The sequence below is a fragment of the Streptomyces sp. NPDC060209 genome, assembly GCF_042728155.1.
In the GTDB taxonomy this organism is placed as follows: Bacteria; Actinomycetota; Actinomycetes; order Streptomycetales; family Streptomycetaceae; genus Streptomyces.
Genome location: NZ_JBHWZS010000222.1, coordinates 1 through 14,306, shown reverse-complemented (window position 1 = coordinate 14,306; position 14,306 = coordinate 1). Strand labels below are relative to the sequence as shown.

Annotated in this window: 9 protein-coding genes; 1 reads left to right on the top strand and 8 read right to left on the bottom strand. The window is 71.5% G+C overall.

Annotated features, from left to right (window positions below):
- Positions 1-16: 16 nt before the first annotated feature.
- The 5 genes from ACFWFI_RS31300 to ACFWFI_RS31280 form a co-directional block, all read right to left on the bottom strand.
- The gene (locus ACFWFI_RS31300; RefSeq protein WP_387396697.1) at positions 17-1,780 is read right to left on the bottom strand and encodes a tannase/feruloyl esterase family alpha/beta hydrolase; all 1,764 of its coding nucleotides are present in this window, start codon (positions 1,778-1,780) and stop codon (positions 17-19) included.
- Between the two features lie 138 nt (positions 1,781-1,918).
- Positions 1,919-2,083: a hypothetical protein gene (locus tag ACFWFI_RS31295; protein WP_387396695.1), complete on the bottom strand. Its 165-nt coding sequence runs from the start codon at positions 2,081-2,083 to the stop codon at positions 1,919-1,921.
- Positions 2,080-3,222: an FAD-dependent oxidoreductase gene (locus ACFWFI_RS31290; RefSeq protein ID WP_387396693.1), complete on the bottom strand. Its 1,143-nt coding sequence runs from the start codon at positions 3,220-3,222 to the stop codon at positions 2,080-2,082. Before ACFWFI_RS31290 ends, ACFWFI_RS31295 begins: the two co-directional genes overlap by 4 nt.
- 59 nt (positions 3,223-3,281) lie before the next feature.
- Entirely contained in the window at positions 3,282-3,974 is a 693-nt protein-coding gene (locus ACFWFI_RS31285) for a TetR/AcrR family transcriptional regulator (protein ID WP_387396691.1), read from the bottom strand.
- 80 nt (positions 3,975-4,054) lie between these two features.
- Positions 4,055-5,767: a serine/threonine-protein kinase gene (locus ACFWFI_RS31280; RefSeq protein WP_387396689.1), complete on the bottom strand. Its 1,713-nt coding sequence runs from the start codon at positions 5,765-5,767 to the stop codon at positions 4,055-4,057.
- A 307-nt stretch (positions 5,768-6,074) separates the two neighbouring features.
- Here ACFWFI_RS31280 and tkt point away from each other — a divergent pair, with 307 nt between their 5' ends.
- Positions 6,075-8,255, top strand: a complete 2,181-nt coding sequence (tkt, locus tag ACFWFI_RS31275) for a transketolase (RefSeq protein WP_387396687.1) — start codon at positions 6,075-6,077, stop codon at positions 8,253-8,255.
- Positions 8,256-8,307: 52 nt separating this feature from the next.
- On the opposite strand, the gene ACFWFI_RS31270 is transcribed toward tkt, so the two are convergent.
- The 3 genes from ACFWFI_RS31270 to ACFWFI_RS31260 are packed head-to-tail and all read right to left on the bottom strand — an operon-like array spanning position 8,308 to position 14,244.
- Entirely contained in the window at positions 8,308-11,166 is a 2,859-nt protein-coding gene (locus tag ACFWFI_RS31270) for an NHLP bacteriocin export ABC transporter permease/ATPase subunit (protein WP_387396685.1), read from the bottom strand.
- 1 nt (position 11,167) lies between these two features.
- Positions 11,168-13,441, bottom strand: a complete 2,274-nt coding sequence (locus tag ACFWFI_RS31265; protein ID WP_387396683.1) for an NHLP family bacteriocin export ABC transporter peptidase/permease/ATPase subunit — start codon at positions 13,439-13,441, stop codon at positions 11,168-11,170.
- Positions 13,438-14,244, bottom strand: coding sequence for an HlyD family efflux transporter periplasmic adaptor subunit (locus ACFWFI_RS31260; protein WP_387396681.1), 807 nt, complete (start codon positions 14,242-14,244; stop codon positions 13,438-13,440). Before ACFWFI_RS31260 ends, ACFWFI_RS31265 begins: the two co-directional genes overlap by 4 nt.
- Between the last annotated feature and the right edge of the window lie 62 nt (positions 14,245-14,306).

Here is a 14,306-nt window from a genome sequence, read left to right as displayed (position 1 = left end):
GGCCCGCACCCTGGCATCAGGCCTTGCTCCTGGTCACCACCCAACGGCCGTCGACCCAGTTGCCGACCGTCTCGTAGCCGGAGCGGAACGAACCGAGCCAGTCCAGGGTCAGCCCGGCCTCCGCGGCGGACCTGACCGGGGTGTAGCTGCCGGCCTCGTCGGCCGGTCCACCGGTCGTGTTCGTGGCGACGTAGGGGAAGGGGTAGACCGGGCGGGTGGCGACGGTGTGTCCGTCGGCGTCGGCCGACTTCGTCAACAGGCGGCTCGGGGCCTTGCCTTCGGTGACCCAGCCGGTGAGCGCGGTCAGTGCGTCGAAGGAGCCCGGGCCCTGGCCGCCGCCGCAGTGGGCGACACCCGGCAGCAGGAACAGCCGGGCGAAGTCCTCGGTCGCCCGTTCGCCACCCATGGCCTTCTGCACGGCCTTGTAGTACGCCATGGTGCCGACGGCGGGGATGTGCTGGTCGCCCAGCCCGTGCCAGAGGATCAGCTTGCCGCCGGCTGCCTCGAACGCCCTGAGGTCCGGGTCCGTCGCGTCGTACACGCCCTCGTTCGGACGCATGATCTTCTTGTAGTAGGCCTCGGTGAACTTGACGTCCTTGTACGTCAGATGAGGCTGCGGGCTGTCGAAGACCTGGTAGCGAATGGTGTCCTTGACGAAGCTGATGTCGCCGGTCGATCCGGTGGGCGTGCTCGGCACGATGACTCCGGCCCAGTTCAGTTCGGAGCCGCGCAACTGGTAACCGGGGTACAGCAGGCTGCCGTGCTTGTCGGTCGGCCCGGCGTAGATACGGCGCACGGTGGTGACCTGATCGGCCGTCAGGCAGAAGTCGGCCGCCGTGGAGGCCTGTCCCGCCCCGCACCGGATGCCGGCCGGGTCCCAGGAGCAGCTCAGCGGGTCCGCGATGATTCCGTCGGTGGCGCCGCAGCCCTTCAGCACGGCGGAGTGCAGCGGCCCGAGGTCGCCCGTGGTGAGGGTGGCCGGACCGCCGTTCAGGAAGACAGACTGGGCGGTCCAGGCGTGCGAGAAGGTGTTCAGCGCCGTGAAGTTGTTGGCGGGCGCCCCGGCGATGATGCCGTCGAAGTCCTCAGGGTAGCGCTGGGCCTCGGTCAGCCCCTGGTGACCGCCCTGCGAGCAGCCGTCGAAGTACGCGTGCTCGGCGGGCCGGCCGTAGTACCTCTTCACGATCTCCTTGGCGGCCTGCGCGAGTTGGTGGTCGGACTTGTAGCCGAAGTCGGCGCGCAGAGTCGGGTCGGTGGAGAACAGCCCGCCGCCCTGGGAGTGGCCCTCGTCGCTGGAGGCGACGGCGAACGCGCCCGTGGTCAGTGGGACGCAGCCGTCGGAAGCGGGGGCGCTGCCCGTGCTCACGTTGCCGCAGAGGCCGCCGCAGCCGAGCTGGAGGTAGTCGGCCTGCCAGCCCGACTTCGGCAGACGCATCTCGAAGTGGATCTGAGGCGCGATCACGCCCTTCACGAGACAGGCCGCCCAGTCGCCCAGTGTGTTGCTGCCGGCGGCGAGCTCCGTGGCCGAGCCGATGGCGAAGGGTACGCCCGGGACGGCGGCTGCCAGATCCAGTGAGGCGACGTCGGCGCAGGCCATCGCCGGTGCGATACCGGAGGCTTCGGCGCTCGCCGGGGCGGAGACCTGGGAGCTGTCGGCCCGGCTCTCGGTACCGCCGTCGGCGAGGGCGACGCCCGCACCGGTGGCCAGTGCGACCAGGGCGGCGAAGGTGGGTATGAGGGCGGCCGGCTTCCACCGGCGCCCTCTCAACCGCAGGAGCATGCTCGGTCTCCAACTCGCTCGGGGCATGGGGATGTTGCCACCGCGACCCCGTGGGGGAGCGGCGCCACGAGCAAGGAACGTAGCCCGGCGCCCCGCATGGGGCAATAGGAGTTGACGATATTGTTGACAATGACGTCGTCAGTGCGCGCGCACCTGAGGGGCGGGATTCGGCGGGGAGGGAATGCACAGGCCGAGCGGTGTGCTCCTGCTGACCGGGTGGATCCAGGCGACCTGCCCCGACTGTTCTCTGCCGGCCGAGACCAGGGGCGGCGCGCCCAGCAAGGCGGCGAAACGGCCGGTCATGCCTCGAACGAGGAGAACATGTCGACGAGCGGCTGCGGGGCCCGGTCGTTGAACAGGGTTTCCTGGCCCTGCGCGGACTCCAGGGCGGTCCGCTCGCTACGCGGGAACAGGGTCGCCTCGTAGGCCGAAAGCGCTGCCTCGGTGTTTCCCCGGTGCCCGGCGATGGCCAGGCCCAGATCGGCGCCGTCGATCATGGCGAGGTTGGCGCCCTCCCCGGCGAACGGGGACATCAGGTGCGCGGCGTCGCCGAGCAGGGTGACACCGGGAACGCGCTGCCAGCGGTGCCCGGCGGGCAGCGCGTGGATCAGCCGGGGGGTCAGCGGGCCGTCGGCGTCGGTGACCAGCCTGCGCAGACCGGGCGCCCAGGTGGCGAAGTGCTCCAGCAGCGCGGCCTTGGCGCCCTCGGTGTCCGCGAAGTCGATGGTGGACAGCCAGTCCTCGGCGGCGCGCAGCGCCGTGTAGATGTGCAGACTTCCGTCCGTCTCCCGGTGCCCGAGGAAGCCCTTGTCGTCACCGAGGGCGAAGAACATCCCGCCCCCCATCAGACCGGCGGACTCGGGGTGGCGGGCGTCGGCGTCGAGGAGGTCCAGCTCGACGAAGGAGATGCCGGTGTAGGCGGGCCGGTCCTCGGAGAGCAGCGGACGGATCCTCGACCAGGCGCCGTCCGCGCCGATGAGCAGGCCGGTGGTGAACGTGGCGCCGTCGGCGAGCGTCACGGAGTGGCATCCGCCGCCGAGGGACTCGGTGCCCGTGACCTTGGCACCCCAGCGGACGGTGTCCTCCGGCAGGGCGTCGAGCAGGAGATCGCGCAGGTCCCCCCGGTCGATCTCGGGGCGGTCGCCGTTGCCGTCGTCCTTCTGCTCCAGCACGACGCGGGCCTGCTTGTCGAGCACGCGCAGGGCTTCGCCGCCGGGGTGCACCCGGGCCCGGAACTCCTCGTACAGGCCGGCGGCGCGCAGTGCCGCCTGTCCTGTCTCCTCGTGGATGTCGAGCATGCCGCCCTGGGTGCGCGCTTCCCGGTCGGCGTCCAGGTCGAAGACGGCGGACTCGATTCCGTTCAGGTGGAGGACGCGGGCGAGGACCAGGCCGCCGAGGCCGGCGCCGACGATGGTGATGGGCTGGTGCGGGGTGGTGTTCATGGTGATGCCTTCGCTTTCTGCCGGGCCGGTGGTGGGTGGTGTGCGGACTCCCCGCCGCCTCAGCCGGTGCCCCGGGGAGTGCCGGCCGTGCCGTTGACGACCGCCCGGAAGATCCAGGCCAGGCGCTGCTGCGGGGTGCCGGAGGACAGGTCGGCGCCGAGCGCGGCGATGCGTGGATGGGTGCGGGGGGATACCTGCCCGAGCGCCTCGACGAGTGCGTTGTGGTCGTCCTCGGCGTCGGGGTCGCCGGCGCGCACGGACTGCTCGGCCGCTGTGGCGGTGGCCACCTGGAGGAGTACGTCCACGCCCCAGGCGGCCTGCCCGTCGGGTACGTCTCCCTCGTGGAGGAGGGCGAGGATCGTCTCGACGAGCGCCAGGTAATGCGGTCCGGAGGGCCGGGCGACGAGGGCGGAGTGCGCGAGACCGGGGTGGTCGAACAGGACGCGGGTGTACGAAAGAAGCACCTGCGCCAGCCGGTCGCGCCAGTCGCCTTCGCCGGCCGCCGGGGTGAGGTCGACCTCGCCGAGCAGAGTCTCGAGGATCGCGGCGTGCAGTTCGGCCGTGCCGGCCACGTACACGTACAACGACGCGGGGCCGGTGTCGAGCTCCTGGGCCAGTCGGCGCATGGTGACGCGTTGCAGCCCTTCGGCGGCCATGAGCCTGACCGCGGCGGCGACGATGGCGTCGTGGGTGAGGGCGGGCTTGGCCGGGCGTTCGCGGCGGCTGCGGGGGGCTGGGGTTCGCGGAGTCACTTCTCGACGATAACGAACATGTTCGTAACGAACAAGTTCGTAGCGTCCGGCCCGGCGAACCATTGGTCTCCGCCGACCCCTCAGGCGTGGAAGCCGTTGCACACGACGGGGGTGAATTGCTCGGGGCCGCCTTCGACGTGGTACAGCACCACGGTCCAGTCGCCCCGGTCGTCGCCCACCGGAACGGCGTCGACGGTCCGGTCTTCGAGGTGGGCCCGGAAGTCGTCGGGATACCGGAAGGTGATGGTGCCGCCCGAGGACCACTTCGAGAAGATGTCGACGGGCTCGGCGGTGAAGCCGACACCCTTGCCGACGGACCGGGTGGGACGGCCCGTGGCGGGATCGATCCCGTGCGGGGGACGGACACCCACGGCCATGTAGTAGGGCGCCGGCCGCTTCCCCTCGCCCGCGTTCCTGGGGCGCAGTTCCACCGAGGCGGTGTCCGAGCCGGTGGTGTGCGAGACGGATGACTGCAGCTCCACCGGCAGCGAGGCCATGGCCAGGTCCGAAAGGTCGCAGGACCCGATTCCCTGGGCCGCCTGCGCAGGGTCCTCGGACAGGGTCCAGCGCTCCTGCGACTTCCCGTCGCTCACGATGTGGTCGGGCGGCCCCGCGGCGGGTGCGGCGGGTGCGGTGGTGGCGGGCGGGCGGGACACCTCCGTGCCGTCCGTGGGCCCCGCTTCGGTCGCCCGGTCGTGCGGCGGCCCCGAGAGCAGCCAGGCCGTCGCCGACGCGGCCAGCACCGCCGCGACCGCCGCGAGCCCGAGCGCCCCCCGGCGACCGGTGCGGGAAGGGCGCCTTCGACGGTCCGGTTCGTCGTACGGGGTCGGGCCGGGCGGGCCGGTGGACACGGCCGCCTCGTCCTGCTCCGCCGCGTCGGCCGGCAGAGGGGCGGTCTCCGCGTCGCCCCGCGCAGCGGTCTCCGCGTCGCCCCGCGCGGTTGTGACGACGGCGTGGGCCAGCGAACGGTAGTGGGAGTCCGTCGCGAGCGCGGAATCCACCGCGCATCGTGCGATCACGGTCGCCGGGTCCGGCCGGTCCGCGGGATCCTTGGCGACACACGCCCGGACCAGCGCGGCGAGTGCGGGGCTCACGCCGTCGAGGTCGATGTCCTCGTGCACCGCCCGGTAGCTCACCGTCGCGGCGTCCCCGGATCCGTAGGGAGGTCTGCCGGTCGCCGTGTACGCGAGCGTCGCACCCAGTGCGAACACGTCTGCGGCAGGGCCGACTTCGTTGCGCAGGACCACCTCGGGCGCCGCGAACCCGGGGGTTCCCGGCGCCGTCCCGTCCTTCGTGAGCACCGTCCGGCCGAGCCCTCGGGCGATACCGAAGTCGATCAGCTGCGGCCCCTGCGGCGACAGGATCACATTCTGCGGTTTCAGATCCCGGTGGGTGACTCCGTGTACATGGACGGCTGCCAGCCCCTCGGCGAGGGCGGCGAACAACTTCAGCGCGCTGTCGGGCGGGAACGGTCCGCCCGCCTGCACCGCCCCGCGCAGGGTGGGCCCCTCCACGTACTCGGTGGCCAGCCAGTAGGGCGGGGTGTCGAGCGACGCCTCGATCAACTGGGCGGTGTAGGCGCTGCGTACGGCCTCCACGGTGGCGGCCTCCCGCCTGAAGCGGGCCAGCGCCTCCGGATGATCACTGATCTCGTCCCGGATCACCTTCACGGCCACCAGCCGCCCACCGGGGGAGCGGCCGAGGTACACCTGCCCCATTCCGCCGGCGCCGAGACGGGCGAGTAGCTGATAGGCGCCTGTGCGCGAGGGGTCCTGAGGCCGCAGCTCATCCACCGGCACGACTGTGCCACATCCGCCGCCGCCGGACGGCGCCTCCTGGAATGTGAGGGTCTCGACCTGGTCCGCGTGCGGTGGGACGCGCCTGCCAGGCACGGCAGGGGGTAGGCGACCGGTCGGCGGGGCGCGGTGCGCCCCCGTCACCCGAGCCGGCACTCCGCCGGTGGGCATCGGGGCCCTCACCGCACCGCCGGTTCCCGCTCCGGGTGCGGAGGGCGACGAGGGAACAGAGGATGCGAGGGGTGGCGAGCCGCACCGACCGGTCCCGTCGTACCGAGAAGCGACATCCGAGGGAGACAACACCATGGCGCCCGAGCGATCCTCTTCCGGCAGCACCGCACCCCGCGACCCCGGGCTGGCCCTTCCCGTGGCCGTGCGGGCGGGGTGGAGCGATGTGGACCTGCGCGCGGTGGACACCGTGAGGGTGCTCGCCGCCGACGCCGTCCAGAAGACCGGCAACGGCCACCCCGGCACGGCGATGAGTCTGGCGCCGCTGGCCTACCTGCTGTTCCAGCAGGTCATGCGGCACGACCCCGCCGACGACCAGTGGCTGGGCAGGGACCGCTTCGTCCTCTCGTGCGGCCACAGCAGCCTCACGCTGTACATCCAGCTCTACCTGGCCGGCTACGGCCTGGAGATGGACGATCTGAAGGCACTGCGGACCTGGGACTCGGCGACCCCGGGCCACCCGGAGTACCGGCACACCCGCGGGGTCGAGATCACCACCGGTCCACTGGGCCAGGGGATGGGCGCCTCCGTCGGGATGGCGATGGCCGCACGCCGGGAGCGGGGTCTGCTCGACCCGGACGCCGCGCCGGGCACCAGCCCCTTCGACCACCGGGTGTACGTGCTGGCGTCCGACGGCGACATGATGGAGGGCGTCGCGTCCGAGGCCGCGTCGCTGGCCGGTCATCAGCAACTGGGCAACCTCGTGGCGTTCTACGACTCCAACCACATCTCCATCGAGGACGACACCGACATCTCGTTCAGCGAGGACGTTCCGGCCCGCTTCGCCGCGTACGGATGGCACGTGCAGACTGTGGACTGGACCCGCACGGGCGACTACGTCGAGGACGTCGACGCACTGCTCGCCGCGATCGAGGCGGCCAAGGCCGAGCAGTCCAGGCCCTCACTGATCATGCTGCGCACGATCATCGGTTGGCCGGCCCCGACGAAGCAGAACACCGGCAAGGCGCACGGGGCGGCCCTGGGGGACGAGGAGGTCGCCGGGACCAAGCGGCTCCTGGGCTTCGACCCCGAGACGTACTTCCCCATCGAGGACGAGGTCCTCTCCCACACCCGGGCGGTCGGGGAGAGGGGCAAGGACGCCCGGAACCGCTGGCACCGGACATACGAGGAGTGGCGCACCGCCAACCCGGAGCGGGCGGCCCTGCTGGACCGGCTGCGGGAGCAGGAACTGCCCGACGGCTGGACCGATGCCCTTCCGGACTTCCCGGCCGACGCGAAGGGCATGGCCACCCGCAAGGCGTCCGGCCAGGTGCTCACCGCCCTGGCACCGGTCCTGCCCGAGCTGTGGGGCGGCTCCGCGGACCTCGCGGGCAGCAACAACACCACCATGGACGGCGAGCCCTCCTTCATCCCCACGAACCGGCAGACGAGGGAGTTCGCGGGAGGGCCCTACGGGCGGACCCTGCACTTCGGTATCCGGGAGCACGCGATGGGCGCGGTGCTCAACGGCATCGCCCTGCAGAGCCTGACGCGCCCCTACGGCGGCACGTTCCTCACGTTCAGCGACTACATGCGCCCCGCCGTCCGCCTCGCCGCCCTGATGAAGCTCCCCGCCACCTACGTGTGGACCCACGACTCGATCGGACTGGGTGAGGACGGCCCCACCCATCAGCCCGTCGAACACCTGGCCGCGCTGCGGGCGATCCCCGGACTCGACGTCGTACGCCCCGGTGACGCCAACGAGACCACCGCCTGCTGGCGGACGATCCTGGAGCACACCGACCGTCCCGCCGGTCTCGTCCTGACCCGGCAGAACCTCCCGGTGCTGGACCGCGCCGACGGTGTCCACGCTCCTGCCGGCGGAGCGGCGCGCGGCGCCTACATCCTGGTGGAGGCTTCCGGAACAGCCCCGGACGTCATCCTCGTGGCGACGGGGTCCGAGGTCCACATCGCGCTCGGCGCCCGCAAGCTGCTGGCCGACGAAGGGCTGGCCGTCCGCGTGGTCTCGATGCCCTGCCGTGAGTGGTTCGCCGAGCAGCCGCTGTCGTACCAGGACGAGGTGCTGCCGCCGGACGTGCGCGCCCGCGTCAGCGTCGAGGCCGCCGTCGGTCAGGGCTGGCGAGAGGTGGTCGGCGACGCCGGCCGGATCGTCAGCCTGGAGCACTACGGCGCGTCCGCCGACTACGAGCGGCTGTACGAGGAGTTCGGCATCACCGCCGAAGCCGTCGCCGCGGCGGCACGCGCCAGCATCCGCGACGCGGTGGAGGTCCCCAGGCCGGGCGGGCGACGGTCGTAGGCGGTCCGGGCCTCCGCCACTTGACGGCCTCGGCCGGTCCGGACGACGGGTGCTAGCTCATCTGGCGCCGCACCAGTTCGTGGAGCTGCCCGCCCGTGTCCGCGAGGAGTTCGGCGGGCGGCCCCTCCTGGACGACACGGCCGTCCGCCATGACGATCACGCGATCGGCGTCCAGGACGGTGGACAGCCGGTGAGCGATCACGACGCGGGTGGCCCGCAGGGATTTGGTGCTCTCGATCACGGTGCGCTGGGTCTCGTTGTCGAGCGCGCTGGTGGCCTCGTCGAAGAACAGGATGCGGGGGCGCCGGACGAGCGCCTGGGCGATCATCAGCCGCTGGCGCTGCCCCCCGGAGATCGATCCGCCGCCGGAGATCATCGTGTGCAGCCCCATCGGCATACGCTTGATGTCCTCCGCCAGCCCCGCCATCGCGGCGGCCTCCCACGCCTCCTCCTGGGTGAAGACCTCGGCGCCGCAGATGCAGTCCAGGATCGATCCGGACAGCGGCTGGGCGTTCTGCAGGACGACCCCGCACTGACGGCGCACGGCCGCCTGGTCGAGCGCCGTCAGATCCTGACCGTCGTAGAGGACGCTGCCCGAGACCGGATCGTCGAAGCCGATGAGCAGCCTCAGCAGCGTCGACTTGCCGCACCCGCTGGGTCCCACGATCGCGACGAACTCGCCCGGCCGTACGGTCAGCGACACGTCGTCGAGGACGACGGGACCGTCGTCGGAGTAGCGGAAGGACACTCCTCTGGCCTCGATCCCCCCGGACAGCACGCCCGGCTGGACACTGGCGCCGCGTACCTCGGGTGCCTCGTCGAGCACCGGCTTGATCTGCTCGAACATCGGCAGCACCGCGGCGGCGGACACGAACGCCCCGGTGAGCTGGGTGACGGCTGTCAGCAGCATCGTCACGGACGTGTTGAACGTCAGGAACTCGCTGGCCGTCAGGGACCCGCGCGCGGGGCCCGCCAGCAGCACGAAGATGACCAGCGAACACAGGGGCAGATAGACCGCGTTGAGGACCGTCGTCATATTCTTGATCCGGCCGGCCCGCTTCTGCAGCTCGCGGCTGCGGGCGAACTCCCCGGCCCACGCCCCGTACGCGAAGCTCTCCGCCGCCGCTACCCGCAGTTTGGGCAGGCCCCGCAGTGTCTGGAACGCCTGGTTGTTCAGCTTGTTCCCCAGCACGACCAGCCGCCGCTGCCAGCGGAGTTCCCACATGCCCATGATGAGGAACACCCCGGCGATGACCACCAGCATCGCCACGGCGGTGAGCGCCAGCGGGACGCTGAACCAGAGCAGCAGGCCCAGATTCATCGCCCCGAGCGTGCCCGCCTGCACCACGACGGGACCGGTGCCGGACAGCACCCGGCGGATGGAGCTCACCCCCATCGCCGCACTCGCCAGTTCTCCGGTGGAGCGCCCGGTGAAGAACTTCGTCGGCAGCCTCAGCAGCCGGTCCCAGACCGCGGGCTGAAGCGTGCTCTCGATCCGCCCCTCCATCCGCAGGATCGTGAGGTTCTGCAGCAGCATGAAGGCCGCGGAGACGACACCGGAGATGATGACGGCAAGCGACACCTGCACGATGAGGGCGTTCTGGGCGTTGGGTACGTACACGCCGAGCACCTTGCCGGTCGCGATCGGCACCAGCGACCCCAGTGCGACCGTCACCAGTCCCGCCAGCACCAGCTTGCGCAGGTCGCCCCGGGTACCGAACAGACCGAAGCGCAGCAGCTGCCGCTTGCTCAACGGCTGCTCCGGCAGTGGCCGGTAGAACATCACGGCGCGTTCGTCGAACTCCTGCGCGGAGGTGCTGTCGATACGGGCCCGCCGCCCGGTCAGCGGGTTGACCGCCTCGTAGCGGCCACGGCGCCAGAGCAGGGCGACCGGCGCCCCGGACGCGGCCCGGTGGGCGACCAGCGGACCGGAGTTGTCCCGCCACCAGCGCCCGTCGAGCCGCACCGCGCGGGTACGGATGCGCGAGGCGACCGCGACGCGCTCGACCGGGTCGATCCGGTCGCTCACGGCCCCGCCCGTCGCGGGCTCCGCGAGGACGATCCCGGAATCCCGGGCCACCAGACGGCAGGCCGCGTACACCGCGTCGTCCGAGGCCCCCTTCCCGAGCGAGGCGCCCTTCCCGGACCGGCCGATCGAGGTCAGCAGCGCGTGGTCGGCCTCCTTGCGGACGGCCTCGCCCGCCTTCATGCCCGCAGCGGTCCGGTCCTCGTGGGCGCGCTCCAGCTGTTCGATCCAGCGGTCCAGCGCCGAGAGCAGGCGGTACTGCTGATTGACCATTCCCTGCCACATCGCCGGGTCGACGAGCAGATCGCCCGCGGCCTCGGCGCTGAACGCGGCGCCGTACTGCACGCTGCCGGGTGACACCGGCAGCCACAGGATGTCGTCGTCGCCCACCGATTCGTCGACGGTGGTCCGCCCGTCCAGCGGGGCCTCGAACAGCACACGCTGGCTGCGGCCCACACCGAGCGAGAAGGCGTGCTCCAGCAGGCTGAGCGTGGCGTCACCGGTGTCGTAATGGCTGCGGTACTGCCCCTCGTACGCCACCTGGCCCGCGTACTCAGGGCGGTACAGCTCACGCAGCGGGATCCGGCGCAGCACGCACTCCTGGAGGGGCCTCCCGACCAGGGTGTGCTGCGGTCCCTCGACCGGTCCCAGGACGAGGGTGCCCGGCTCGAGCCGGCCCAGGAAGTGCCAGTGCCCCTGCTCCACCGCGTCCACCGCGAACAGGTCGAGGGCGCCGCCCACGACGAGCCACAGCACCTGGGGCCCTTCCAGCGACAGACTCCGGAGCCCGGTGCAGTCGACCGGCTCGCCGAGAGCCCCCAGCGCGCCGATGACCGGGTCCTGCCCAGGCGCTTCCGTGCCCGCGAGGGGATGAACGGATGCCACGTCAGTGCTCCCTGACCAGATCGGCGTAAGGGCCTCCGGCGGCCACCAGATTCTCGTGCCGGCCGCGCTCCACGACGGTCCCGTGGTCCAGGACGACGATCTCGTCGCTGTCGCGCACGGTGCTCAGCCGGTGTGCGATCACGACGCAGGCACAACCGCGTCGCCGTAGGTTGTCGATGATGATCCGCTCCGTCTCGGCGTCCAGCGCGCTGGTGACCTCGTCCAGGACCAGGATGCTGGGGCGGCGCACGAGAGCCCGGGCGATCTCCAGGCGCTGACGCTGTCCGCCGGAGAAGTTCCGGCCGTCCTGCTCCACGCGGCTGTGGATGCCACGGGGACGGCGGGCGATGACGTCGAACAGGGCGGCGTCCCGCAGGGCTTCGGTCACGGCCTCGTCCGGGACCGAGGGGTCCCACAGCGCCACGTTGTCCCGGACCGTCCCCTCGAAGAGGAAGACGTCCTGGTCGACGAAGGACACGGAGGCGGCCAGAGCGCCCCGGGGTATGTCCTCCAGACGCTGCCCGTCGATGCGGATCGTGCCCTCCCACGGGCTGTACAGCCCCGAGATGAGCCGCGAGACCGTCGACTTGCCGCTGCCGGAGCCGCCGACGAGCGCCACCTGCTGCCCCGGCCCCACGGACAGGGAGAAACCGGTGAGCAGCGGCTTGTCGAGCGGGCTGTAACCGAAGGTGATGTCCTCCAGCGTCACATGGCCCTTGAGGCGGCGCGTGCTCGCGGCCGGCTCACGACGGGAGTACAGCGGGTCGACCGGGAAGTTCTCGACGTCCTTGAGACGGGCCACGTCGGCCGCGAAGTCCTGCACTCGGCCCGCCACCCCGTTGAGCCGGGTGAGTGGCGCGGTGAAGCGGGTCACCAGGGCCTGGAAGGCGACGAGCAGACCGATCGAGATGTGCCCCTCGACGGCCCGCAGGCCGCCGATCCACAGGATCAGCGCACTGTTGAGCGTCGCGAGGGCGGGGGCGACGATGCCCAGCCAGGCACTCGGCACCCCGAGGCGCTGCTGCTCCTCCAGGGTCGTCGCGTGCTGCCCGGCCCAGCGGCGGAAGTACCCGTTCTCGCCACCGGTGGCCTTCATCGTCTCGATCAGCTGGAGACCGGTGTACGAGGTGTTGGTCAGCCGTGCGCTGTCGGCCCGCAGCTTCTGGGTGCCGGTGGCCCGCAGCCGTATGACGATCCGCATCGCGACCACGTTGAGCAGCGCGATCCCCACCCCGATGACGGTCAGCTGCGGATCGTACGTCCACAGCAGGAACGCGTAGAGGAGGACGACGATGCCGTCCACGCCGGCCGAGGTGAGATCCCGGGCGAGCGTCTCGGCCACGCCGTCGTTCGACTGCAGGCGCTGGACGAGGTCGGCCGGGCTGCGCTGCGAGAAGAAGGTGACCGGCAGCCTGAGCAGGTGCCGGAAGAAGCGCGCGCTGCCGAGCGTGGAGGAGATGATGCGCCCACGCAGCAGGTTCGCCTGCTGCAGCCATGTCAGTACGACGGTGAGGGCGACCATGCTGCCCATCGCGGCGAACAGCACGCCCAGCAGCGAGGTCTGTTCACCAATCATGAACATGTCGATATATGTACGGCTCAGGGCCGGGAGCGTTGCGCCGACGGCCACCAGCAGCAGGCTGGCGAGCAGTGCGACCAGCATCGTGCCCGTGGTACCGCGCAGCCGGGCCGGCAGCGCGGCCATGACGCCGGGCTTCCGGCCGCCGCGCTCGAAGTCCTCGCCCGGTTCGAGGACGAGGACGACTCCGGTGAAGCTGGTGTCGAAATCCTCGGTGGGTACGAACCGGCGCCCCTTGTCGGGGTCGTTGATGTGCACGCCCCGCCGTCCGAGGCGGCGTCCCATGCCGTCGTACACGACGTAGTGGTTGAACTCCCAGAACAGGATCGCGGGCGCCCGGACCTCCGCGAGCGCTGTCGGTTCCATCTGCATGCCCTTGGCCTGGAGGCCGTAACTGCGGGCCGCCTTGAGCACGTTGCTGGCGCGTGAGCCGTCACGCGAGACGCCGCAGGCGATCCGCAGTTCCTCCAGCGGCACATGGCGGCCGTAGTGACCGAGCACCATCGCCAGCGAGGCCGCACCGCACTCCAGGGCCTCCATCTGGAGCACGGTGGGGGTGTGTACCGTCTTCGTCCGCCCGGGCTTCGGCGCGGGGCGCGACCGCCGCCTGTTGGCCGGAGCCCCTTCCGGACGGTGCCTGCCGCGGCCCGGGGGCGGCAGCTGCTGGGCGGTGGGGGACGGGTGTGGTGCGGTCACGGGAGCAGCCAATCGATCGGGCGCTGGTCGGCGAGACGGACGGAGCCGGTGGCCAGGGTCATGGAGCCGATGGCGTACGGAGGGCCCTCGGCCGAGGACCAGCGGTAGCCCGACTCCGTGGAGTCCGAGCGCTCGATCTTCACCAGGACCGCCAACGGCCTGCCGTGCCGGGAGAACTGCTCGCCGAGCTGGGCGTCGCCGAGGAAGCGGGTGATCTGCTGCTGTGTCTGCGCGGCCCTGCCGACCGCGGCCACCTTGCCGCGCAGCACGCCGTACTGCTGGGCGGGCACGGACTGGACGGTGAGGTCGACGGAGGCGCCCACCGGGACCGAAGCGGCACTGCTGCCGGAGACGTACAGCAGCACGACCAGGGGGTCGTCGGCGCCGTCGATCCGTTCGACGCTCGCCACGTCCGCGCCGGTGGTGACCACCGCGCCGATCGTGGCCGTGACGGAGGTGAGCCGGCCCGCGTCGATCGTACGGACGACGCGTTCACCCTGCTCCGTACGGACCTTGAGCAGGGGGGAGTTCCGGGGGAGGGTCTCGCCCTCGTCGGCGAGAACCTCGGTTATCTGCCCGGCGACCGGGCTCTGCAGGATGTAACTGCCGCGGGAATGGGTGAGGATGCCGGGTGCGTCGAGTGTGCTGGCGACGGAGCCCGTCACGGCCCAGAAGCAGGCGGCGGCCATCACGGCGACGGTGACGCAGAGGACGAGCAGGCCCTGCGGGCGGGCGAAGCGCACCGGAAGATCGAGCGTTTCGGGCGACTGCAGCTTGGAAAGGGCCTGTTGGCGGAACTGCACGGAACTCTTCCCTCACCTGTCAGCGGTCGGCACCGAGCCCCGGAACCGATGGGTTCCGGGGC